The sequence below is a fragment of the Colwellia hornerae genome, from assembly GCF_007954355.1.
Lineage (GTDB): Bacteria > Pseudomonadota > Gammaproteobacteria > Enterobacterales > Alteromonadaceae > Colwellia_A > Colwellia_A hornerae.
The window spans coordinates 54,729-78,943 of record NZ_VOLR01000001.1; the positions used below are offsets into that span (position 1 = coordinate 54,729).

Annotated in this window: 20 protein-coding genes and 1 pseudogene; 13 read left to right on the forward strand and 8 right to left on the reverse strand. The window is 38.8% G+C overall.

Annotated elements, in window-relative coordinates:
• The first annotated feature begins 8 nt into the window (after positions 1-8).
• From ESZ26_RS00170 to ESZ26_RS19535, 6 genes and pseudogenes are all read left to right on the forward strand, one after another.
• Positions 9-3,329, forward strand: coding sequence for an efflux RND transporter permease subunit (locus tag ESZ26_RS00170; protein WP_146795877.1), 3,321 nt, complete (start codon positions 9-11; stop codon positions 3,327-3,329).
• 1 nt (position 3,330) lies between these two features.
• The gene (locus ESZ26_RS00175) at positions 3,331-6,420 is read left to right on the forward strand and encodes an efflux RND transporter permease subunit (RefSeq protein ID WP_170246271.1); all 3,090 of its coding nucleotides are present in this window, start codon (positions 3,331-3,333) and stop codon (positions 6,418-6,420) included.
• Positions 6,421-6,526: 106 nt separating this feature from the next.
• The gene (locus tag ESZ26_RS00180) at positions 6,527-6,904 is read left to right on the forward strand and encodes a YacL family protein (protein ID WP_146795883.1); all 378 of its coding nucleotides are present in this window, start codon (positions 6,527-6,529) and stop codon (positions 6,902-6,904) included.
• A gap of 375 nt (positions 6,905-7,279) precedes the next feature.
• Positions 7,280-7,432 (forward strand): hypothetical protein, encoded by a 153-nt coding sequence (locus ESZ26_RS19140; protein ID WP_170246272.1) that lies wholly within the window; start codon positions 7,280-7,282, stop codon positions 7,430-7,432.
• A gap of 75 nt (positions 7,433-7,507) precedes the next feature.
• Positions 7,508-7,846 (forward strand): annotated as a pseudogene (locus tag ESZ26_RS19390) (response regulator); the annotation flags it as partial.
• Positions 7,847-7,897: 51 nt separating this feature from the next.
• Positions 7,898-8,119 carry a response regulator transcription factor gene (locus ESZ26_RS19535; RefSeq protein WP_223271638.1) on the forward strand — a complete coding sequence of 74 codons (222 nt, stop codon included), beginning with the start codon at positions 7,898-7,900 and terminating at the stop codon, positions 8,117-8,119.
• A 38-nt stretch (positions 8,120-8,157) separates the two neighbouring features.
• On the opposite strand, the gene ESZ26_RS00190 is transcribed toward ESZ26_RS19535, so the two are convergent.
• Complete coding sequence (locus ESZ26_RS00190) at positions 8,158-9,009, reverse strand: HDOD domain-containing protein (protein ID WP_146795886.1); 852 nt, start codon at positions 9,007-9,009, stop codon at positions 8,158-8,160.
• Positions 9,010-9,211: 202 nt separating this feature from the next.
• Here ESZ26_RS00190 and ESZ26_RS00195 point away from each other — a divergent pair, with 202 nt between their 5' ends.
• Positions 9,212-10,312 carry a WD40/YVTN/BNR-like repeat-containing protein gene (locus ESZ26_RS00195; protein WP_170246273.1) on the forward strand — a complete coding sequence of 367 codons (1,101 nt, stop codon included), beginning with the start codon at positions 9,212-9,214 and terminating at the stop codon, positions 10,310-10,312.
• A gap of 942 nt (positions 10,313-11,254) precedes the next feature.
• Positions 11,255-11,476, forward strand: a complete 222-nt coding sequence (locus tag ESZ26_RS00200; protein ID WP_146795892.1) for a TIGR02922 family protein — start codon at positions 11,255-11,257, stop codon at positions 11,474-11,476.
• Positions 11,477-11,555: 79 nt separating this feature from the next.
• On the opposite strand, the gene ccmE is transcribed toward ESZ26_RS00200, so the two are convergent.
• From ccmE to ccmA, 5 genes are read right to left on the reverse strand one after another with little or no spacing between them, the layout of a single operon-like run.
• Positions 11,556-12,071 (reverse strand): cytochrome c maturation protein CcmE, encoded by a 516-nt coding sequence (gene ccmE / locus ESZ26_RS00205; RefSeq protein ID WP_146795895.1) that lies wholly within the window; start codon positions 12,069-12,071, stop codon positions 11,556-11,558.
• The gene (gene ccmD / locus ESZ26_RS00210; RefSeq protein ID WP_146795897.1) at positions 12,068-12,343 is read right to left on the reverse strand and encodes a heme exporter protein CcmD; all 276 of its coding nucleotides are present in this window, start codon (positions 12,341-12,343) and stop codon (positions 12,068-12,070) included. Before ccmD ends, ccmE begins: the two co-directional genes overlap by 4 nt.
• Positions 12,343-13,089, reverse strand: coding sequence for a heme ABC transporter permease (locus tag ESZ26_RS00215; RefSeq protein WP_146795901.1), 747 nt, complete (start codon positions 13,087-13,089; stop codon positions 12,343-12,345). Before ESZ26_RS00215 ends, ccmD begins: the two co-directional genes overlap by 1 nt.
• Positions 13,089-13,781 carry a heme exporter protein CcmB gene (gene ccmB / locus ESZ26_RS00220; RefSeq protein ID WP_146795903.1) on the reverse strand — a complete coding sequence of 231 codons (693 nt, stop codon included), beginning with the start codon at positions 13,779-13,781 and terminating at the stop codon, positions 13,089-13,091. The genes ESZ26_RS00215 and ccmB overlap by 1 nt, the downstream gene beginning before the upstream one ends.
• An 11-nt stretch (positions 13,782-13,792) precedes the next feature.
• Entirely contained in the window at positions 13,793-14,467 is a 675-nt protein-coding gene (gene ccmA / locus ESZ26_RS00225; RefSeq protein ID WP_223271636.1) for a cytochrome c biogenesis heme-transporting ATPase CcmA, read from the reverse strand.
• Positions 14,468-14,833: 366 nt separating this feature from the next.
• On the opposite strand from ccmA, the gene ESZ26_RS00230 reads away from it, so the two are divergent.
• From ESZ26_RS00230 to hemH, 5 genes are all read left to right on the forward strand, one after another.
• The gene (locus ESZ26_RS00230) at positions 14,834-16,849 is read left to right on the forward strand and encodes a heme lyase CcmF/NrfE family subunit (protein ID WP_146796366.1); all 2,016 of its coding nucleotides are present in this window, start codon (positions 14,834-14,836) and stop codon (positions 16,847-16,849) included.
• Entirely contained in the window at positions 16,849-17,415 is a 567-nt protein-coding gene (locus ESZ26_RS00235) for a DsbE family thiol:disulfide interchange protein (protein WP_146795906.1), read from the forward strand. Before ESZ26_RS00230 ends, ESZ26_RS00235 begins: the two co-directional genes overlap by 1 nt.
• Positions 17,415-17,888, forward strand: a complete 474-nt coding sequence (locus ESZ26_RS00240; RefSeq protein ID WP_395880321.1) for a cytochrome c-type biogenesis protein — start codon at positions 17,415-17,417, stop codon at positions 17,886-17,888. Before ESZ26_RS00235 ends, ESZ26_RS00240 begins: the two co-directional genes overlap by 1 nt.
• 9 nt (positions 17,889-17,897) lie before the next feature.
• Positions 17,898-19,163 carry a c-type cytochrome biogenesis protein CcmI gene (ccmI, locus tag ESZ26_RS00245; RefSeq protein WP_146795908.1) on the forward strand — a complete coding sequence of 422 codons (1,266 nt, stop codon included), beginning with the start codon at positions 17,898-17,900 and terminating at the stop codon, positions 19,161-19,163.
• 124 nt (positions 19,164-19,287) lie between these two features.
• A complete protein-coding gene (hemH, locus tag ESZ26_RS00250) occupies positions 19,288-20,316 on the forward strand; it encodes a ferrochelatase (protein ID WP_146795911.1) in 1,029 nt (342 codons plus the stop codon).
• A gap of 425 nt (positions 20,317-20,741) precedes the next feature.
• Here the strand turns inward: hemH and ESZ26_RS00255 are convergent, their stop codons facing one another.
• On the reverse strand, positions 20,742-20,951 hold the full coding sequence (locus tag ESZ26_RS00255; protein ID WP_070375833.1) for a cold-shock protein: 210 nt from the start codon (positions 20,949-20,951) through the stop codon (positions 20,742-20,744).
• A gap of 373 nt (positions 20,952-21,324) precedes the next feature.
• Complete coding sequence (locus ESZ26_RS00260) at positions 21,325-24,207, reverse strand: valine--tRNA ligase (RefSeq protein WP_146795913.1); 2,883 nt, start codon at positions 24,205-24,207, stop codon at positions 21,325-21,327.
• Positions 24,208-24,215: the final 8 nt, after the last annotated feature.

A 24,215-nucleotide genomic window follows, 5' to 3' on the forward strand; every position in this document is an offset into this window, starting at 1 on the left:
TATTATTTATGAGTATTGTTAGTACTGTGGTTAAGCGTCCGGTAACGGTAGCGATGTTTACCCTCGCTGTGATGTTATTTGGCATGGTGGGTTTTTCACGACTCTCTGTTGCCTTGTTGCCCGACCTTTCTTATCCAACGTTAACGGTAAGAACCGATAACGCCGGCGCGGCACCTGCCGAAATAGAACAGTTGATCAGTAAACCCATCGAAGAGTCAGTCGGTGTTGTTAAAGGGATACGCAAGGTTCATTCTATCTCAAAAGCCGGACAGTCTGATGTCGTTATTGAGTTTGAATGGGGCGTAGCGATGAACTTTGCGACGCAAAATGTCCGTGAAAAGCTTGATATAATAGCACTGCCAAAAGATGTTAACAAACCCATTATTTTACGTTTTAACCCGGCATTAGACCCTATTATACGTTTAGGGCTCTCCACTGAAAATACGCATCCCCGGGCATTAAAAAAGATACGTACTTTTGCTGAGCAAGAAATAAAACGACAACTTGAAACTATTTCAGGTGTTGCCGCTGTTCAGCTTGGTGGCGGTTTACAGCAAGAAATACAGGTTGTTTTTGATCAAGAAAAGGCTGCACGCAGAGGTATAACCGCACAAAGTATTGTTGCACGTATTCAAAGTGAAAATATTAATATGTCGGCAGGTCGTGTTTACGATGGTCAGCAAGAGTATTTAGTTCGAACCGTGAATCAATTTGTTTCACTCAAACAACTTGGCAATATGATTGTTAAACAAGCTGATGGCAAAACTATTTATCTTAAAGATATTGCACAAGTTATTGATGGCGAAAAAGAACGTACCGATATTACTCGTATCAATAATAATGAAGCGATAGAACTGGCGATTTATAAAGAAGGTGATGCTAATACGGTAACCGTAGCAAAAGCGGTAAATAAGAAATTAGCCGAGCTTGAAGAGACCTTACCCGAAGCACTTACTTTTACGATCATTTATGATCAATCTGAATTTATTGTCAATGCTGTCGATGAAGTAAAAAGTGCGGCTATTGTTGGTGGTCTCCTCGCCATGTTGATTTTATATTTATTCTTGGGTAATTTTTTCAATACGATTATCATTTCACTAGCGATACCTATTTCAATTATCGCGACCTTTAATTTAATGTTTGCTAATGATATTAGTCTTAATATTATGTCGTTAGGGGGCATTGCTTTAGCTGTTGGCTTATTAGTTGATAATGCGATTGTGGTGCTAGAAAATATTGCGCGCTATCGCGAAAAAGGCGCCAGTATTATTGAAGCGGCAATAAAGGGTACCGATGAAGTATCGGGCGCTGTTATTGCTTCTACACTGACCACTTTGGCGGTGTTTTTCCCTTTAGCTTTTGTGACCGGTTTTGCTGGACAATTATTCAGTGACCAAGCGATGACGGTGACTTTCGCTTTACTCGCTTCTTTAATCGTTGCGTTAACCTTAATTCCTATGTTGGCATCACGTCAATTTAGTGAAAATAAAGTAACGCCTGAAAATGGCAATAATGATGACTCATTAGAAAAAAAAACCGATAAAGCACCGCTAACTAAAAGAAAAAAAATCGTTAATGTCGTTGTGCAAATTTTGGGATTTCCGTTTTTATTTATTTTTAATTACTTACCTTTATTATTAACCAAAGCCTTGTTATTGATTACTCATTTAATCACTAAGGTGGTTAGCTTTATTTTTAAACCGGCACATAAAGCATTTAGTTATTATTTTGAAAAACTAGCATCAGCTTACAGTCGGTTATTAAAAATCGCCTTGCAAAATAGAGCTATTTTAGTGGCATTTAGCTTAATCTTTGCACTTGCAGTTAGCAGTTTATTACCAAAAATTGCGGTTGAACTCGTTCCTGAAGTGGCAAAGTCAGAATTTACTATCGAATTAACCTTACCACAAGGAACGCCTATAGATGTTACCGATCAACGGCTAAAAGACCTTGCTGCTACCATTGCCGAAGATAAACGAGTCAAGCACAGTTATTCGTTAGCAGGTAGCGGTAGCTTAATGATGAGCTCAGCCAGTAAAGGCGGTGAAAACTGGGGACAACTGTTAGTGGCACTTTACAGCAGTGACCATCTTGAATCAGTTAAAGCAGTGGTCCGCGCGAAAGTTGCTGAAATGGCCGATGTTACTGCTGAAATAGCGCAAACAGAAATGTTTACCACCGAGCGTCCTTTGCAAATTATTTTGTCAGGATACGATCTGGTGGCCTTGAAAAAATACAGCGACCAATTAATACAAACTATGTCGATGGATAATCAGTTTATTGACTTAAACAATAGTTTACGTGCTGGTCAACCTGAGTTAAAAATCAGCTTTGATAATGAGCGCTTAGCAAGTTTAGGGTTAAAAGCGTCGGATATAGCCGATCAGTTAGTCACTAAAATTGCCGGCTCGGTGGCGAGTAAATACAACTTACAAGACCGACAAGTTGATATTTTAGTGCGCGCCAATGAAAACGCGAGAAATTCCGCACAAGCTATTCGTCAATTAACGGTTAACTCGCAGCAGGCCAAATCATTACCACTAGCAGCCGTCGCCGATATTACCGAAAGTATTGGCCCTAATGAAATTAATCGTATTGACCAAAGTCGTGTTGCTATTATTTCCGCATCACTGGCTTATGGCGACTTATCCGCAGCGGCCGCGAAAGCTGAAAGCTTAGTAAAAGAACTCTATTTACCTTTTAATATCAAAGCACGAGTCGCAGGGCAAAATGAAGAAATGGAAAGCTCTTTTTCTTCCTTAATGATGGCGTTAGCGTTAGCGGTATTCCTTGTTTATTTAGTCATGGCTTCACAATTTGAGTCGTTATTAAATCCATTTATTATTTTATTTTCTATACCATTAGCAGTGTTAGGCTCAGTGTTAGGTCTGTATGTTACCGGCACTAATATCAGCGTTATCGTCTTAATTGGTATTATTATGCTAACGGGGATCGTGGTTAATAATGCCATTGTTTTAGTGGATAGAATTAATCAATTACGCCTGCAAGGTGTTGATAAACTTGCTGCAATTATGGAAGCCAGTCGCTCACGTTTTCGCCCGATTATTATGACGTCTTTAACGACTATTTTAGGGTTGGCACCACTGGCATTTAGTAGTGGTGAAGGGGCAGAACTAAGAGCTCCTCTTGCCATAACTGTTATGAGCGGTTTACTTGTCGCAACAATGTTAACTTTATTATTAATTCCGGTCTTGTATAGCTTGTTTGACAGAAAAAGCTATATTGTTAGCGATGATGACCTAGCTAGTGACGGCTTCGAAAGTCAGCAAGCTAATAATGAATCGTCTACAAATACAGCCGAGGCATAAGATGACACACTCTTCGGCTAAAAAGAAAGTCGCTAAACAAAGCATTTTTGACTTACCGGTTACTGTTTGGTTAACCGCTTTAGCAATAAGGCGACCTGTTACTACGGCCATGTTGATGTTGTCGCTTTTTGTTACTGGGCTTGTCGCCAGTAAATTATTACCACAAGAAAGCTGGCCATCACTGAATATTCCGATGGCTTTTATTAATGTGCCGTACAACGGCGCCACACCTGAAGAAGTTGAGCGCCTAATCACCCGGCCGATAGAAGAAGCCGTTTCGACTTTAGGTGGCATTACTGAAATGCAGTCAAGAAGCCGTGCCAACGGTGCTTCTATTCAGGTAATGATGGATCTTAGTAGTGATCTCGATAGTAAGATATTAGAGGTGCGAGAAAAAGTTGACATGGTGCGCCATCTTTTACCGGAAGATGTGCAAAGAGTAATGGTACAAAAGTTCTCTACTGAAGATCTGCCGATTATGAGTTTAGTGTTATCGGGTGATAAAAATCTTTCCACCGCTTATGACTTTATCGATAACAAACTAAAAAACCCACTAGAAAGGCTCCAAGGTGTCGGTAAAGTCGAAATGCGTGGCGTTGTTCAACCCCATATAGAAATTCATCTAGACAGTATTAAGCTGGCGATGAATCGTGTCGACCAAGCAAAGTTATTGCAAGATTTACGTGACAGTAATTTTTTAGTGAAGTCAGGCTCTATTCTCAATGGGGGTAGAAAGTTCAGAGTTTCCCCTGACGGTGAATATCACAGTTTAGACGACATTAAAAACTTTCAAGTTAAAGCAGGAGTTCGTTTAAGTGAAGTAGCGACAGTGAGTTTAGCCGCTCCTCCTAAGAATAGCGAAATTAGAACTGATAGAAAGAAGTCAGTTGGCTTAGAAGTCTTTAAAGAGTCTGATGCCAATGTTGTCGAGGTAACAAATAACATTGTTGCTTTAATTGAAGAGCTTCGCCAAGAAGATGATTTTAAAGCAATTACCATTGGCATTAAAGATAACAGTGGTGAAGAAATTCAAGAATCTTTAGGTGATTTGTTAAAGGCGGGCGCCTTAGGTATTGTCTTGTCTTTTATTGTTTTATTTATATTTCTGCGCAATAGCCACATTACTTTTATTGTTGTTGCTTCAGTGCCTATTTCGTTAAGTTTTGCGTTAGCTGGCATGTATTTTATGGGCTACACCTTAAATATGCTCTCGCTGGCGGGGCTTTTTATTGCGGTTGGTTTACTGATTGATAACTCAGTCGTTATTTGTGAAAGTATTCTTCAACAACAAGATAAAGCCTTAACCTCAATAGACAAAATCCTTCATGGCGTTGATAATGTCAGTATTGCCATTATCAGTGGCACACTCACCACCACCATTGTTTTTATGCCCTTGTTGATGGGTGAAAAAAACTTTATTACCATTTTAGTTGAGCAAATAGCCGTGGCGATTTGTTTACCTTTATTGGCATCATTAATTATTTCAAAAACCGCCATTCCATTAATGCTTAGTCGTGTTAACAAAAAGGCCTTGTCGTCAGTCGTTACCCAAGGAAAGTTAGACCACTGGTATCGTCCTAATTTAACAAGAATACTGACTCACCCTAAAACAACGGGTGTTTTCATTTTATTACTTTGCATTAGTGGTGTGTTAACCAAGCAAATGGTCAATATTAATGGCGAAAAGGGGAAAACTGTCAAAGAAATTAATATTGTTTACCATATCCAAGGACAACAAAAGTTAGCTGATGTCAGTAAATTAGTCGATGAGATGGAGCAGTACTTATACGATAATCAACAAGCCTTTGAGTTTAAACAAGTGAATAGTCGAATTTGGTCAGATTTTGCCATGTCTCGCATAAAGCTTAATGATGGCTATTCAAAAACACTTTATGATTTAAAAGCAGAGATTAAAAAAGGTTTCCCCGATACGGCGATTGCAAAACCCTCATTTGACTGGTCAGAACAAAAAGAAAATTTGGTCAAACTTACTTTAAATGGCAGTTCAACCAAGCGTTTAATGCAATTGAGCGAATCAGTAATTAGTCAGTTAAGTAATGTTGAAGGTTTTGCTGAAGTTGGCATTGATAACGAAGACAAAAATATGGAGTTAGTGCTACGTATCGACCGAGAAAAAGTGTCGCGTTTAGGTTTAAATACCCAAGATATCGCTAGTCGTATTTCGAGTGCACTACGCGGGACTAACTTGCGTTCGTTTCGTGATGCTAAGCTAGGTGAAGTTGATATTCGCTTGGTTTACCACGCTGAACAGGCAGTGCCACTGGAACGTATTAAAGAGTTACCTATTTATGAGAGTAACGGCAGAGTGATTACCTTACAGCAACTCGTTGTTTTTGACACACAACCGATCATGCAACAAATTACGCGCTCAAGCCGCAGAACCACCTTAGGGATTTCTATTAATTTAGCTGATTTAAGCCGTGTTGAAGCGTCGATGAAAATTAAAGAAGTGATGGAGAATATTGTTTTTCCTTCGGGTTATGATTGGAACTTAGGACGCCAATTTGCGCAAGATGAAAAAGCAGCGAAAGACATGATGATGAACATGATGCTTGCCTTAGCGCTTATTTTTATTGTTATGGCCGCGCTGTTTGAATCACTATTAATGCCAATCGCTATCTTGTCTTCGATTGGTTTAGCTTTTATTGGTGTTTACTGGACCTTTGCTATTTTAGGCATGGGTTTGGGTGATACAGGCATGATCGGTATGTTGATTTTAATGGGGATAGTGGTGAATAACGGCATTGTCCTCATCGATCAAATCAACAAGTTAAAAGTAGACGCGGAGAATATAATGACGCCAATTATCGACGCTTGTGTTAGCCGTATTCGGCCGATATTTATGACGGTAGCAACAACTATTATTGGTATGGTGCCGTTAGCATTAGCATCAAGTGATAGCCAAGCTTATCCGATGGCGGTTGCTATTATTGGTGGTTTGTTGTTTTCAACCTTTACCAGCTTGTTTTTGGTACCGTTTTGTTATTTGATGCTGGTTAAATTGGGTGAACGGTCAAGCAAGCGTTTTTCTATCGCTAAAGCTTTTGCTGATAAAAAAATTCCGCTGTAGTTTATCACTTGTATCGTTTCATCAAGGGGGATAGAGCAAATGTTAACTCCCCCTTATGCGATAAATATTCTATAATAAAGATATCAAAAAATTTCCGAGTTATCCTATGGAATACGAATTTATAAACGACCCTACTACTCGCTACGCAAAAGCAAAATTCTCTTTTGAGCATGAAGTTTTTGGTCCTTGGCTCGAAGTTGAAGTTGGCAATGATCCACAAAAATTAACCGCGCTGTTAAACCTCATCGATAAAGCCGAACACGCAAGTACACAAGAACATGAAATCGTTGGCAGTGAGTATACGGTTAGAATTATTGAAAAGGATGTTGCTATTGCAGCTAACGCTAGCTTAAATGGTATTGAATCTCTACCTGAAGCACTCAGTGGCGATGATATAGATTTTGATGAGCAAGAATCAGCGAGTTGCGGTTTGGAAGACTTTCGCGAGTTATTATTGTCTTGGGCGAGATTTACCACGCATTAATGCACCTCTTTAGTTTTAGCATTATGTGTTATTTGTCGAGTGAATAGTGCGGTTTACTCGACTTACCCTTTTATTATTAAATCCTTTTCTACCACAATGATTTTTGGCACTGTTGCCTGAATCCTATTTTTCTTATTCTTTTACAAACGTTGTAAGAGAATAAAATGCCGATAATCAGTAAAATCCTCTTTCGAACTTTCTAAGCTAGCTATTGATAAAACGCCGCAACCTAAAAGGGTAGGTTTATCGGTTAACTATACCGGTTAATTGATGGTTACTTTACTTTGCACAAGTTTATATTTTGTTGGCCAGAGACATTTTTCCCATAAGTGTTACTGAGATTGTTCATTATTAAACAACATTAATTCATTATTCATGGCGAGTTTTTTTCTTACTCTACCGAAAGTCATGCTCTGTTGTTGTGAGAAAAATCACAATAACCTAGTGCTTGAATTATCAGATAACGGCACAGTTAACGCCAATAATAAGGTAGCCTTTGGCAGTGGTTTAGCGGGCATGAATGATTGATTGATTTTTTTGGCAAGGTAGATCTTATTGTTAATGACAGTGGCTACACCTTAAAAATACAAGTAGAGGATTGTTATGATTAATGTTGCGCTTGTTGACGACCAACAGTTAGTGAGACAGGGGATTGCAGGGTTACTCTCGTTAAGTGACGATATCAGTATTATTTGGCAGGCTGAAAACGGCGAACACGCTCAACAAATGTTGACCAGTGAGCCATCGCCCGATGTGTTGTTACTCGATATTAGAATGCTAAAAGTAAATGGTATTGAATGAGTAAAAATACTGAGAAAACAGGGGAGTACCTTACCTATTTTAATGCTAACAACCTTTGATAATAGTGAACTTTTTATGCAAGGCTTACAAGCAGGTGTCAATGGTTTTTTACTCAAAGATGTTTCCTTAGATAAGCTCGTTAATGCCGTTAAAACACTTGCTGACGGCGGTTTTGTGGCTGAACCTGTAGTGATGAAGCAATTAAATAAAGGCTTAAACGAGTCGGCAGTTATCGATAAGTTGACCGATAAAGAACAGCCAATTTTGAAGTTGATGGCGGGTAGTTTTTCCAATAAAGAAATCGCCAGCAGTATCTTTCTTGCTGAAGGCACAATTAAAAATTATGTGTCAACGATACTATCAAAACTGAATACCCGAGACAGAATACGGGCGGTATTGATAGCACTTAACTAATGGCTTATTTGACAGATTTATTTAAGGTAGCTCAACGGTTAATCAGCTTTTACATCGAATGACTCGCTATCTTCAAGATAATCTTGATAGTTGTCTTCATCAATATCGAGTAAGGTAAAAATCATCTCTTGAATATAAAACCAGTCTGCGCAATCGCGATTGTGTTTATGGTTGTGTACTAGGTTTTCTGCCAGTTTTAATATCGCATAGTAAACTTCTTGAGCACAAGAATTATTCATCTTGAGAAAATCACGATCGTGATGCACTAAAATCAACGCGCAAATATCCTTAGGTAATCGCCAAGACGAGGCAACATAATAACCAATGGTGGCATGGTTTACACCATAAGCTTGGTCTTCAGTCATCGGCAGTGTTTTATCTGGGGTGCTATAAGCAAGTTGGTAGGTATCGTTATAATCACTATACTTCATTGCCATGATGGGAATGCCACAATCATGGAATAATCCCAGTGAAAAAAGCTTATCTTTTGATGTCGTTACTTTAAGTGTTTTACCAATATGAACACAAGTGTTGGCAATATGTGTGGCACTGTCCCAAAACTCTTCTAAAGCAATACTACAACCTTGTTGGTCAAAACTACGTTTAATTAGCGTGTTGGTTACTAATGAGTTTATCCCCTGTAAACCAATGTAACGTACGGATTTATGAATATCAGATATTGAACGTGACAACCCATAAAGTGGCGAGTTAATAGTTTTTAGTATAATTGAAGCGACAGCGACATCTTGTGAAATAATATCGCCTAAGGCATTTAGGTCTGGCTCCGCTTCGGCCATTATTTTTTGTAGTTTAATCAACAAACTTGGCTGAGCTGGAATAGAAAATCCACGGCGTATATCAGCGAGTACTTTATCATCAACTTCTAGCATAAGAGTTTACTGTTTTATTAATCAATTAAGTATGATGGCGGCTATTTTTATTATTATACTATCGCCGAAATTAACGATATTTACAACTCAATGGCACAGAATTTTGTTGCTCTGCTCTTGGTCAGCGTTTGAGGGTTATCACTTGTTAAATATTTGAAAATATTGAATAGTAGCGCTATGTTCACTTAAAATGATAATTATCATGTCGTCGACTCTTTTAATACTAGCCAAAGTTAAAGTAAGTACTCGCTTAATTAGCGCCATAAAATATCTCAGTGTCGCGACTGTCTTTTACTCAGCGATTGCCAATAGCACTATAGTTGATTTGCCGTCTTGGCAACATACGGCACTGCCAGGTTCACCTTCTTTGCGCGGAAGTGCTGTTATCGATAATTCATTATGGGTTAGTGGTAGTAATAATACTGTTTTTGTTAGTCAAGATGGAGGCAAAACATGGTTAGATAAATCAGTAGATAGCTCTATAAAAACAGGTTTTCGCGATATTGCCTTATTTGATAAGCACACAGCTATTGTTATGGGCGTTGGCAGTGGAGAACAATCCGTACTTTACAAAACCATTGATGGCGGCGATAGCTGGCAGTTACTTTACCAAAACCAAGATAAAGATGGCTTTTTTGACTCTATCGCTTTTTGGGATAATAACAATGGCTTGTTGATGGGCGACCCCGTTGATGGCTTTTATGTCATAAAAAAAACCAGTGATGGTGGTAAAACATGGCGTCGTATCGAGCAAACCAATATACCTACATTTGTTGAAAAAGAAGCGGCTTTTGCAGCCAGCGGGAATACCTTAATTGTTGGCGAACAAGGTAAAGCTTGGCTAACAACGGGTGGGTTTTCAGCATCAGTTTACAGCAGCATTGATTTTGGTGAAACATGGCAACGCGATACTGTACCACTGTTCTCTAAAACACAAACCGCGGGTGGTTATGGTTTAGCATTAAATGCCCACCAACAAATATTTGTTGTTGGTGGCGACTATGAGCAGCGCCCTGCAAGCTATCCTAATATGGCAACTTTTACTGATAATCAATGGCAGTCAGTAAATGCCGGACAATATGGTTTGCGTTCAGCAATGAGTTGTCAGGGAGATATTTGTCTTGCGACAGGGAAAACCAGTAGTGATATTTCGTTTAACGCTGGAAAAACTTGGCAAGTATTAGCAAACCCACAAGGTAAAAAAGACGATAAAGGCTTCTATACACTGGCGAGCGATAAGATGATGTTTTTGGCGGCAGGCGCGGATGGTAAAGTTGGCATTTATTCATTTAGACAAAAGTAACTCTTCATACCCGCTTATTAATATGTGCTTAAAGTCATAAGCAAACCAAACTTTATCGTTTAAGTGTTGCGCTCGTCGATAAAATTTGGTTTGTAATAATTAACTGCTAGCTATGTTTACCGGTTAATCATGGATAATCCAATTAAATGTGTACATTGTGGGTATTGTAAATAAAAGCAATGCTGTATGCCGTAGCAACGGCTAAATTACGTGCGGCTAAGTTGGGCTGATAATGTCATGCATTCACCGCTGTCATAATCTTATCCCAGGTTAATTGTCGCTTTCATCCGTTAAAGCCTTGTATCTTATTCTTGTTATGTAAGCCTATCGCGATGCACAGCTTATTTTTATTAGGCAGCGCGGCAATCACCTATATAAAAACAACTGAATTTTTTGCTGACTCAGACAAATAAATGATCATCAATTAAATCGACAGCGCTGTCATAGTTACATATTCTAAAACTCTAAGGGTTAAGTTAATACACTATTATAACAAGACTTAATAACATTTTAATTTGATCGAAAACCCCTAACCACTTGTTGACGTTTTTTATTTCCAGCCAATATTAATACCAATCAACTTACTGGATGATGCTATTTAATTTCATTGATTTTTATAAATTAAGAGGCAGGGCGTATATTAAATCTCTAGAAAGTTGTTAAACAATCTCATTTGCTTAACCCTGGGTTATATACTCAGTTTTTTTTTTACTTAAAATTTACAGCAAGATACAAAAATTGCTTAAAGATAACTAAGAGTTAACTTGGTGTTAACTTAATTGATTGATTTTATTGTATAATTAGCTTTGTGTTTTTGGCTGTGTTACTTTGCTTCGATATGATGTTTACGGATTTTTTATTTTTTTGCTATTGCTGAACAATAAAGATTATAAGTGACATTAACTTGATAAATTTATAACTCAACAATAATAAGAGTGAATAATGCAAGTCTACCAAGAAAAGATAGTAACCTTGATTTATTACAGTGATGACTCTCTAGAACTTTTACATAAGATTGAATCATTTTTACAATCTGCAGAAGGGCGCGTGGTTATTCCTGAAAGCTTTAAGAAAGGTAAGTCGATTATTGCTGTCTGTGAAGGTGAAATTAATATTATGAATAAGGTTGGTGACCGAATAGTATCGGCTTATGGGGTTATTTAGCTAAGCGTAGAGAATAAAAAACGCCACAAAAAATAGGGGGAAAGCCTACTTTTTTATGGCGATTTATATTATATTTTTACTAGTAGTTTTGTTCTTCTAACTGTTCTTTACTATAACTAGGTTTTTGATGTTTTTCACCCATGTCATCGGCTAATTCTTTGGGTATGTAGTTCTCGTCATGTTTAGCTAATACTTCAGATGCTTCAATAAAATTGCCGTTAACTAACATACCGTTTGCAACGATACCTTGTCCTTCACGAAATAAATCAGGCAGTATGCCATCATAATGCACTTTAATGACGGGATCAGAGTCCTTAAAAACTATCGGCATTCTCATGTCAACCAGTTCAAAAGTAACGTCTAAACTTGACGGGTCACGCTTAACACTGCCAGGTACCACTAAACCACCAATGCGAAGACGTTGGCCGTTAATAGGTTTTATGCCGGTATCATCTTTACCCTGATATATTTCAGAGGGTTTATAAAAGAGATCTATGTTTTGGCTTAATGCATAAAGCACGAATCCAGCAACGACACTTAAGCCGACTAAAATAGAAATAACGATGGTTAAACGTTTTTTACGACGTGGATTCATGAAACAACCTTATTAGAGTTTTTGGGTAAATTTTGTAAAACTGCGGTATTGCTATCAGCTTGCTCTGCTTGTACTGAATTTTGTTGAGCCGCTTTGCGTAACTTCTTTTCGCGCTGTAAACGAAGTGCTATTTTTTGTTTAACCTTTTTATGGTTGCTATGACTACTATAAATTAACGCCGCTAATAAAAAAGCACTGACGCCATAAGACAACCAAACAAAAAAAGCATAACCGCCCATATCAAAAAATGCTGAAATACTATCAAACTGCATTATTTAATGCCCTCTGCGGTGATCAATTCACGTACCCAAGGACGCATACTATTACGCGCTAATATTTCAGTACGAAAACGGATAGAAATAACAAATGTTACCAGCATAGCGATAGCTAAAAAACAGATCACAAACGGCCAGAACATCTCCATACTCATTGAGGGAGCGCTCATTTTACTGACCGTTGCCCCCTGATGAAGCGTATTCCACCATTCGACAGAGTACTTAATAATAGGAATGTTAACGACGCCGACCAGTGATAAAATACCTGCTGCTTTACCGGCAAGGTTTTTATCTTCAAAAGCATTATGTAAAGCAATAACGCCTAAGTAAAGAAAAAGTAATACCAACTCTGAGGTTAAACGAGCATCCCAAATCCACCAAGTTCCCCACATAGGTTTACCCCAAGCGGCACCAGTAAATAATGCGATGGCAGTAATAACAGCGCCTACTGGCGCCATAGCCGCAGCCGAAGCATCGGCAAGTCTAAATTGCCATACCAAGCTACAAAAAGCTGCTGATGCCATAGCCAAGTATATGCTCATCGATAATATAGCCGTTGGAACATGAATATAAAAAATTCTAAAACTGTCGCCTTGTTGATAATCTGCGGGTGCAAAAACTAATGCCCAGACCATGCCAATAGCAAGTAAAGTCATAGTGATCTTGGCAAGCCAAGGTAATAATTTACCGATAAAGTGATATGACACTTCAGGGTTTGCATAAGGGTGTAACCATTTCCACATTAGTTGGTACTCACTTTTAGTGCTGCACTAACAGCAAAAGGGGCTAAGGTTAACGAGCCAAAAAACAGTGCGGCAATTATAGCAAGTTGTCCGCTGTAAGGTAAGTTCATTGCTGCAGTATCTATGGCGCTAGTCGCAAAAATTAATATCGGAATATAAAGTGGTAACACTAATAAACTGAGTAAAACACCGCCTTTCTTAATACCGACCGTTAGCGCAACACCAATAGCGCCTAATAAACTAAGTACCGGTGTGCCTAATAATAACGTTAGCATTAATGCGCCGTAACTATTTTCATTTAAATGTAACAATACGGCAAGTAACGGCGCAATAAAAATAAGCGGCAAGCCGGTAACCAGCCAATGCGCAATAATCTTAGCCAGTACTAAGATAAAAATGGGATGAGGACTGAGCATCATTTGTTCTAAAGAACCATCTTCATGGTCAGATTTAAATAAGCGGTCGAGTGATAATAATGTCGAAAGCAGAGCAGCAACCCAAATAATGCCAGGCGCAATACGCGCTAAGGTTGTTGATTCAGGACCAATACCAAGTGGAAACAAAGTAACGACAATGATAAAAAATAATAATGGATTAATAATATCGTCACGATGACGAAAGGCAATAGTAAGATCTCGTTTGATGATTAAGCTAAAAGCGGACTTATATGATAAATTATGATCGGTTTTCATGCTTATTATCTCTAATAAAATCGGTAATCTAAAGTGATTTTTTTCACCTTATCTTCAGGAAATGATAAGTCTTGATGGGTAGTTAATATAACACAGCCCCCGCGTTGAGCATGTGCGAGAAACAATTGCTCTAATGTATTGACACCACGCTTATCGATTGCGGTGAAAGGTTCATCTAATATCCAAATAGGTGCGATACTTTGCCATAAACGTGCAAGGGCAATACGGCGATGCTGCCCGGCACTTAAATGTGAAGCAAGGGCATCTTCAAAACCTAATAAGTTTACTTCTTCTAAGGTTTCTTCTGCTGTTGAAACGTCATTACCATGTAAGGCGAGATTAAATGCTAGGTTCTCTTGCGCAGTCATTTCACCTTTTACGCCAGGCAAGTGCCCTAAGTAGAGTAAATTTTGATGAAAGGCATCAGCATGGTCAACAATATTTTGTTGTTGGAATAACACGCTACCGTCATAGGGTTGTGATAAACCGGCTAAAATTCGTAATAAGCTGGTTTTACCTGATCCATTTGGACCTTCCACCTGTATAATATCACCACTAGATACTGAAAAATTAAGTGCTTCAAATAATATTCTATCTTCACGAATACACGTTAATTCGTTAGCAGACAGCAACACTTGCTTATCCGTTTGTTCGTTTGATGGTTGAATATTTTGAGAGTTTGCCAAAAGAATCACTTTTTGAATAATTTTAATACCAAATTTATGAAACAAATATTAACGTAATTTGCCAGATAAAGAGTTGATTTAGATCGTAATACCAAGTCGGGTATTATCATACTATATCAGTCGGTAAAGGCTAGCCCTAGCAATGAGAAAATTAATCATTTATTTTCGTGTTACATTGATGAAATTACTCACCATATAGTGCTAGAATTACCAAAATTTTTAGTTTGAATTGTTTTTCTTTAGCTTGCTATTTGCAGTTAACTGAACAATAAACTCACTAAAACGCCATAATAATGGTGTCTTTAATTGATAATTTTTGTATTCAGTGATTTCGCTGAATCGGAGAAAATAATGATCCCTGAAGTAATGCTCCCTGAGTTAGGACATTTCGCCCTTATAATTGGTTTGGCTTTTGCTATATGTTTAAGCATCATTCCATTAGTAGGCTTGGCAAGTCATCAAGAACGGTTAGTTGGCTATGCTAAACCCTTAACCTTTGGTATGTTTGCCTTTACAGCCATTAGCCTTATTATTCTCGGTTGGAGCTTTGTCGTTGACGATTTTTCCGTCAAATATATTGCGGGTCATTCTAATTCTCATTTACCTTATTACTTTAAAATAAGTGCCGTATGGGGCGGACATGAAGGTTCGCTGTTGTTATGGGTTTTCTCACTGACAGCCTGGACTGCCGCCGTCGCTAAATTTAGTAAGGGCATCGATGAAGCCTTTATTGCACGTGTATTAGCTGTACTGGGTATGGTCGCTGTTGGTTTTATGCTGTTTACGTTATTAACCTCTAATCCCTTTGAACGCTTGTGGCCAATGGTGCCGACTGAAGGTCGTGATTTAAACCCACTGCTACAAGATATTGGCTTAATTATTCACCCGCCGATGCTTTATTTAGGTTATGTCGGTTTCTCTGTTGCTTTTGCTTTTGCGGTTGCTGCTTTAATGTGTGGCAAGCTAGATGCTGCTTGGGCGCGATGGGCAAGACCTTGGACTGTTGCCGCCTGGATATTTTTAACCTTAGGTATCGCTTTAGGTAGTTGGTGGGCTTACTACGAACTTGGCTGGGGCGGTTGGTGGTTTTGGGATCCAGTAGAAAATGCTTCTTTTATGCCATGGTTGGTTGGTACGGCACTGATTCATTCCTTAGCGGTGACTGAAAAACGTGGCACATTCAGAAATTGGACCGTATTATTGGCAATATTTGCCTTTAGTTTAAGTCTATTAGGCACCTTCTTAGTACGTTCAGGGGTTATTACTTCTGTGCATTCTTTTGCTGCTGATCCTGGTCGTGGTTTATTTATTTTATTATTGCTGGCGATTGCGGTCGGTGGTTCATTAACGCTTTATGCCTTTAGAGCCAGTACCGTGCAAACCTTTAGTCGATTTGCCTTGTATTCTCGTGAAACTGCACTGCTTATTTGTAACATTATTTTAGTAGTGGCAACGCTTACCGTCTTGCTTGGTACCTTGTACCCGTTGTTAGTTGATTCTATGGGCTTAGGAAAAATTTCTGTTGGACCTCCGTATTTTAATGCGGTGTTTGTGCCGATCATGAGTTTTCTTTTTGTCGTTATGGGGATTGGTCCATTAATTCGCTGGAAAAAAGCTAAGCAAGGTGAATTGCGTAAACAAATGATGAGTCCATTAGTGATCAGCGTTATTGTTGGCATTGCCTTCCCATTTTTGTATGGTGGTGAATTCGTCCCTTTGGTTACTATGGGTGTAGGTCTAGCCTGTTGGGTTTTTCTGGTCGTTCTAAAAGAGTTAATTAATCAAATAAACTCGGGTAATGATAAATGGAACTTCTCTAAGCTGACGTTAAGCCAATGGGGCATGACCTGTGCTCATATGGGAATAGCCATCACTATCGTTGGTGTAACGATAGTATCAGTTTATGAAAGTGAAACTAACGTAAAAATGCACGTTAATGAGAAAGTTCAAATTGCTGATACCGATTACGAAATTGCTTTTAAAGGTATTAAACAGGTAAAAGGCGCCAACTTTAGTGCTGAGCAAGGCCAGATCGAAGTTTATAATGATGGTGAATTTGTTACGCTGTTGAAACCTGAACGTCGCACGTACTTAGTACAAACCATGGGAATGACTGAAGCGGGTATTGACCCAGGTTTATTCCGTGATATTTATGTGGCATTAGGAGATCCCTTAGTAGGAAATGCTTGGGCAGTTCGTGTCCATTACAAACCCTTTGTTCGTTGGATATGGTTGGGCGCAATATTTATGGCATTTGGTGGGTTTTTAGCGATATTAGACAAACGCTACCGTCGTAAAAAAGTCATTAATACTTCAGAGAAAAAGTCGATAAACACAGCTAGCGCTGATGAACTAGCGACAAGTAATCAGGGAAATATGTAATGGGTAAGTTAATTCGTTTAATTCCACTGATATTATTTATCGCTTTAGGAGCTATTTTATTTCGCGGTTTGTCGCTTAATCCTACCGAGTTACCTTCGGCGTTGATTGGCAAAAAATTCCCGGAGTTTAGCTTACACTCAGTATTAAATGCTGAGCGAACAGTGACAACTGCTGATTTTAAGTCAGGTATTAAACTGGTCAATGTGTGGGGGACTTGGTGTCCATCTTGTCGTTATGAGCATGAATACTTGAACGAATTGTCACAAACCAATCGTTTTACTATTTATGGTTTAAATTATGATGATCAACGGGTTGATGCGGCAAAATGGTTAACCGAGTTAGGTAATCCCTATCAATTTTCAGCCTTTGATGAAGAGGGGAAATTAAGTGTTAATTTAGGCGTTTACGCAGCACCGGAAACTTTTGTGGTTGATCACAGTAATATTATTCGTAAGCGCTATGCAGGTCCACTGACTCCACAAGTTTGGCAAAATGAATTTGAGCCACTTATTGCTCAAATAGAAGCAGAATTTTTAGCCTCGTCAACGAGCAAAGGAAGCCAGTAATGATGTTCAGTAAATTGTTAATTGCCGCATGTTTAGCAACGGTTACTTTGTTCAGTTCATCGGTTTTAGCTAGCCCCGTTGATACTTATGTCTTTAAAGATAAGGTCACCGAAATTCGTTTTAATGCCCTCAATAAAGAATTACGTTGTCCAAAATGTCAAAATCAAAATTTGGCCGATTCTAATTCACCTATTGCTGCAGATTTGCGCCGTGAAGTTTATGACATGCTTCAACAAGGCAAGGCTGATATGGAAATTGTTGATTTTATGGTGTCGCGCTACGGTGAGTTTGTTTTATATCGTCCTAGGGTCTCTAGCTTAACTTATCTTTTATGGTATGGCCCAGCAGGGTTATTATTTATTGGTGTGATAGTCGTTGTTATTATTCTTCGTCGAAAGCCAGTTAAAAATGCCCAAAAACCATTAAGCAATGATCAAAAAAATAAACTTGATCAAATTCTAAAGCATAAATAAGGCTGTCTCATGGAATTAATTTTTATCATTATCGTTTTTTTATTGCTGATATTAGCAGTAGTGTGGGCACCTTTTATCAAACAGCACCAAAATAACATCTCGATTGATGACACTCAGCGTGATGAAACCAATGTGCGTTTATATCATGAACATAAAGCTGAGATAGAAAAAGACTTTCAGCAAAAAAATATTGATGATGAAAATTACCAATATTTATTAACTGAGCTTGATAATACTTTATTGCAAGATATGGAAAATCAGGATCTTGCAGATAAAGCGCCACAAGAAACTAAAGTATTGGCTATGGCCTGGCCTGTTGGCTTGTCTGTTTTTATTTTAGCTTTTAGTTTTTACTTATATGCCGAAATAGGCACTTATGAAAAACTGACAACAATGACCCCCCAAGAGCCAATGCAGCAATCGGTTAATGCTGAACAGCAAACTATTAATGAAATAAAGCGCTTAATGGATGTCACTAAAACCGAACCAGATAACTCAGATGCGTGGTACCGCTTAGGCCAGTCTTTGGTGACTGTAGGTGAATTTGACAGTGCAGTAAAAGCTTATGACCAAGTCTTACGCATAGAAGGCCCACAAGCCGATGTTTTTGGTGCTAAAGCCCAAGCGATTTACTACAAGAACGAGCAAAAAATTGATGAAAGGGTGCAAGGATTTATTGATCAGGCTTTAGCAATAGACGCTAATGATCCCTCAACAAATATATTATTAGGTATGCATAGTTTTGTTGCCGGTAATTATCAAGTGGCTATTTCTCATTGGCAGCGTGTTGTCGATTCAGATAAAAAGAATGTCAACAAACAAGCATTAATTGAAGTTATTGATGAAGCGAAAAAGCGTCTTGCCCAACCGAATATGGCAGACGACAGCAGTAATCAAATTGAGTCAAATGTTGTCGGTCCCCAGCTAACGGTTAATGTTACATTAAGTGATAAAATACAAGCATTGTTGTCACTTGGCGATGATAAAACGGTTTTTATCTATGCGATATCTGCAGATACTTCGCGGGGGCGTATGCCTCTTGCCGCGGTTAAATTAGTCGCAAGTGATTTACCGATAACCATAGTACTTAATGATGCAAGTGCAATGACGCCACAAGCTAAGTTGAGTGATGTCGATGTGGTGCACATTTATGCAGTCGTTTCCGCTGCAGGTGGTGCTGGTATTAAATCAGGTGATTTTAAAGCTGAACTTAACAATGTGGCAGTAACGACTACAGAGCAATTAAATTTAGTCATTAGTAATATCGTTCAATAATTTAAAAATAGTATGGGTTTGAGCCTTTTAACACATCAGATTGAGCTGATTCTTGTTTGGTGTGTTAGGGTAAACGAACCCGTAGTGTTTTTGTCGTAATTTAAAACAATAGAGTATCGTATTCATGCCTAAATTTAGTGGACGTTTTCACGGCCGTACCAAAGAAATACATAATAAAACTGCAAAAGTTGGTGTGTTGCTCACTAACCTTGGTACACCTGAGGCTCCGACCGCTTCGGCTTTGAGACGTTATTTAGGTGAGTTTTTATCTGATCCTCGGGTCGTTGAAATACCTCGACTTATTTGGTTGATAATTTTGCATGGCATTATTTTACGGGTCAGACCTAAAAAATCAGCCAAACTATATGAAAGTATTTGGACACCATCAGGCTCACCTTTACTGGTTATTAGCCAACAGCAAAAAGATGAAGTTGCTAAAGTCCTTACAGAAAAATATGGTGATGATGTCAGAGTTGAGCTGGCAATGCGCTATGGCAAGCCTTCAATTAGCGAGGCTTTAGATAGATTGCAACTTGCTGGGGTAAGTAAAATAATTACTTTACCTCTGTATCCACAATATGCGGGGCCGACGGTGGGTTCTACTTTTGACGCGGTCGTTAATAAAATTAAGTCGTGGCGTTGGATCCCAAGTTTAAGTTTTATTAGTGGTTATCATGACAATCCTAAGTACATAGCAGCGCTTGCTGAAAGTGTAAACAAGCATATTGCCGAGCATGGTAAGCCCGATAAGTTGGTGTTATCTTTTCATGGCATGCCTAAATATTTCTTAGAGCAGGGCGACCCTTATTATTGTTGTTGTGCAAAGACAACACGTTTATTAATGGCAGCGTTAGCCTTTACTGAGGATGACTTTGTGATGACTTTTCAGTCACGTTTTGGTAAAGCAGAGTGGTTACAGCCTTATACCGATGTAACGCTTATCGATCTTGCGGCTAACAATAAGCATGTGGCTATTATTAGCCCAGCATTTAGTGCGGATTGTTTAGAAACATTAGAAGAATTAGTACACGAAAACCGTGATATGTTTATTGGTGCTGGTGGCGAAACGTATCATTACATTCCAGCCTTAAATACAGATGAAATGCACATTGATGCAATTGTAGATATCATTTCTGCAGAGATAACCCACTAACTAAAATAGACACCGTATTTTATAGTATTGTTGATACCTTTAACGGCTATTTTCGCTCTGCTATTTAATGACGGTGTCACAATGCTAAGCCTGCTTTAATTAACCCGCTTCTTTTCATTCATTAATAAAACACTGTGGCTTTGCCAATAACCCGCTTTTAAAGTGCGATTTAACCGCCACAGCTGTCAAAAATAAGCGCATAGCAATGAGATCACCTACTATCGATCAATTACCGATGCGTTTTTGATGATGCTTAGTGATGACTTTATTAATGAGTTTGAGAGCAAAGGGATGTTTGACGGTAAGTGCAGATTATAAAGAGCGTGGTAGGTTAAATTTAACTATAAAAAAAAGCGCAACAATTTTCATTGTTCCGCTTTTTTTATTCGGATCTTAAGATCCTTTAATAACGACAATAATCGTTATTAAGAAGCAATTACGTTTTCAGCTTCAGGACCTTTTTGTCCTTGCTTGATAGTAAAAGTAACAGCTTGGCCGTCAGTTAGTGTACGGAAACCGTCACCAGAGATAGCGCTGAAGTGAACAAAAACGTCAGGTCCGTTATCTTGCTCGATGAAACCGAATCCTTTAGATTCGTTAAAAAATTTTACTTTACCAGTTACTGAATCAGACATGTCAACATTTCCCGTAGGTCATTAATTAAAAAATAGTAATAAAGTGGATTATCCACTATGAAATATACGGAGTAAATGCTCTCTACCTATAAAAGTACAGACAGAGAAAGGTTTCCAATAACACAAACTAGTAGCGTCTGAGGTTAATCAATAATCGACCTTGTTAAATTAAGGTAAATAGTTGAAATATCCTTCTCCCGAAACGCAAAAACTCAACGCGAAAGTATGTTAGCACAATCTTTTCTTGAAATCCTATAAAAATCTTAAGATTTGATGACTTTTTTATGACATAAAAAAGCCAGCTAAGATGCTGGCTTTATTGAATATTTATAACTGATAATCATTATTATTATCAGTTATAAAATAAACTACGCTACAAGGCTGAAATTTGTACCATTTGCTCAGCAAGCTTGGCTAAGGCCGACTCGGCATCGGCTAGCTTAGCTTTTTCTTTGTTGATTACTGCCTCCGGTGCTTTACCAACAAACTTTTCATTGCTGAGTTTACCGCGGGTTCTTTGAGCGTCTATCTCTAGTTTATCAATCGCTTTTGTTAAACGAGCCAGTTCAGCTTCTTTATCAATTAACCCCGCCATTGGAATTAATACCGATAAATCGCCAACAACAGCGGTAGCTGAAAGTGGCGCATCGTCGTTATCGGCTAATACCGTAATACTGTCAAGTTTGGCTAAGGCACTTAAAAATTGTTGATTTTCATCTAAGCGACGTTGGTCATTAGCATTAACATTTTTAAGCAATACCGGTAACTCTTTACTTGGTGAAATGTCCATTTCGCCGCGAATATTACGAATAGCAACAATAAACTGTTTTACCCACTCTAAATCGTCAATGGCGGTTTGGTCACATTGACTTTCGTCAAACTGTGGAAAACGCTGCACCATAATACTGGCACTTTCATTACCTTTATCATCAGCAACAAAGTTACTTAATGGCACAACACGTTGCCAAATTGTTTCAGTGATAAATGGCATAATAGGGTGCATTAAACGTAATAAGCTTTCGAGTACGGTTACTAAGGTATGACGAGTACCACGTTGCTGTGCTTCGCTCCCTTTAAATAATACCGGTTTGGTTAACTCGAGGTACCAATCACAAAATTGGTTCCAAGTGAACTCGTACAATGCTTGTGAAGCTAAATCGAAACGAAAGGCTTCAAAAGATTCATGGACAGTTTTTACCGTTTGCTGAAATTGACCTAAGATCCAACGGTCAGCTAATGAAAATTCCATTTCACCTTGTTGACCATTCACGATTTTACCGCAGTCTTGCTCTTCGGTATTCATTAATACATAACGACTCGCATTCCATAGTTTATTACAGAAATTACGGTAACCGTCTAAGCGTTTCATGTCCCAGGTAATGTCACGTCCCGTAGAAGCAACAGAGGTTAAGGTAAAGCGTAATGCATCAGTACCATGTGCTTCAATGCCTGCTGGGTATTCTTTCTTGGTCAGCTTAGTTATTTTTGCTGCCAGTTTTGGCTGCATCATATTGCCGGTGCGTTTTTCTAATAATTCGTCAAGGGCAATACCATCAATCATATCAAGTGGATCAACCACATTACCTTTTGATTTACTCATCTTATCGCCATTTTCATCGCGGATAAGACCGGTAACGTAGACTTTTTTGAACGGTACTTGTGGCTGACCATTTTCATCTTTAATAAAATGCATGGTCATCATGATCATGCGGGCAACCCAGAAGAAAATAATATCAAAGCCGGTAACGAGCACGTCAGTTGAGTGGAATTTTTTAAGATCTTCCACATTACTTGGCCAACCTAAGGTTGAAAACGTCCATAATGCTGATGAGAACCAAGTATCGAGCACATCATCGTCTTGCTTTAAAACAATATCGGCTGATAGTGTGTATTTAGCACGCACTTCTGCTTCGGTTCTGCCCACATAAACACCGCCATTTTCATCGTACCAGGCTGGAATTCTATGTCCCCACCAAAGCTGACGAGAAATACACCAGTCTTGAAGGTCACGCATCCAAGCGTTGTACATATTTTCATACTGTTTAGGTACAAATTCAATTTGACCAGTTTCTACCGCGGCAACGGCTGGGCCAACTAAAGGTGCGGTGCGAACATACCATTGGTCGGTTAATAACGGCTCAATAATGACACCTGAACGATCACCATAAGGTGCGACTAAATCATGATCTTTTACTTCAACCAGTAAACCTAACTCGTCAAATTTAGCGACAATGGCTTTGCGGGCCACAAAACGGTCGAGTCCTGCAAATTCACTCGGTAATTCAGTACTGTAGGCAGTCGATGGCTCGCCATTATTTTTATAAACTTCGGCGCTTGCTAAGATAGCCGCATTTTTATCTAAAATATTGATGAGAGGCAAGTCATGACGTTTACCGACTTCATTATCGTTAAAGTCATGAGCAGGTGTGATTTTCACACAACCTGAACCTTTAGTCATATCAGCATGGTCGTCGCCAACAATAGGGATTAAACGATTAACCAAAGGTAATAAAATATGCTTACCGATCAGATTTTTATAACGATCATCTTTAGGGTTTACCGCGACACCGGTATCTCCTAAAACAGTTTCTGGTCGAGTTGTTGCTACCACTAAGTAGTCTTTACCTTCAGCGGTTTTAACGCCATCAGCCAAAGGATAGCGTAAGTACCACATGTGACCTTTTTTATCTTTGTTCTCAACTTCTAAATCAGAAATCGCGGTATGGAATTTTGGATCCCAGTTAACTAAGCGTTTGCCACGATAAATTAAGTCGTCTTCAAATAAGCGTACAAAGACTTCTTGTACCGCTTCAGACATGCCATCGTCCATAGTGAAACGTTCGCGCGACCAATCAATAGAGTTACCTAAACGGCGCATTTGTTTACCGATAGTGCCACCAGACTCGTCTTTCCATTCCCACACTTTATCAATAAAAGCTTCACGGCCGTAGTCGTGACGTGTTTTATCTTCTTCAGCAGCAATTTTGCGTTCTACTACCATTTGCGTGGCGATACCTGCGTGATCCATGCCGGTTTGCCATAAAGTATTTTTACCTTGCATACGTTGATAACGTATTAAGGTATCCATAATAGTTTGTTGGAACGCGTGTCCCATATGCAAACTACCGGTAACGTTTGGTGGTGGTATAGCAATGCTATAGCCATCTCCTTCGCCAGTTGGGCTAAAATAACCTTGCTCTTCCCAACTTTGATAAAGAGACTGTTCGATTTCTGAAGGATTGAATGTTTTTTCCATGGGAATGA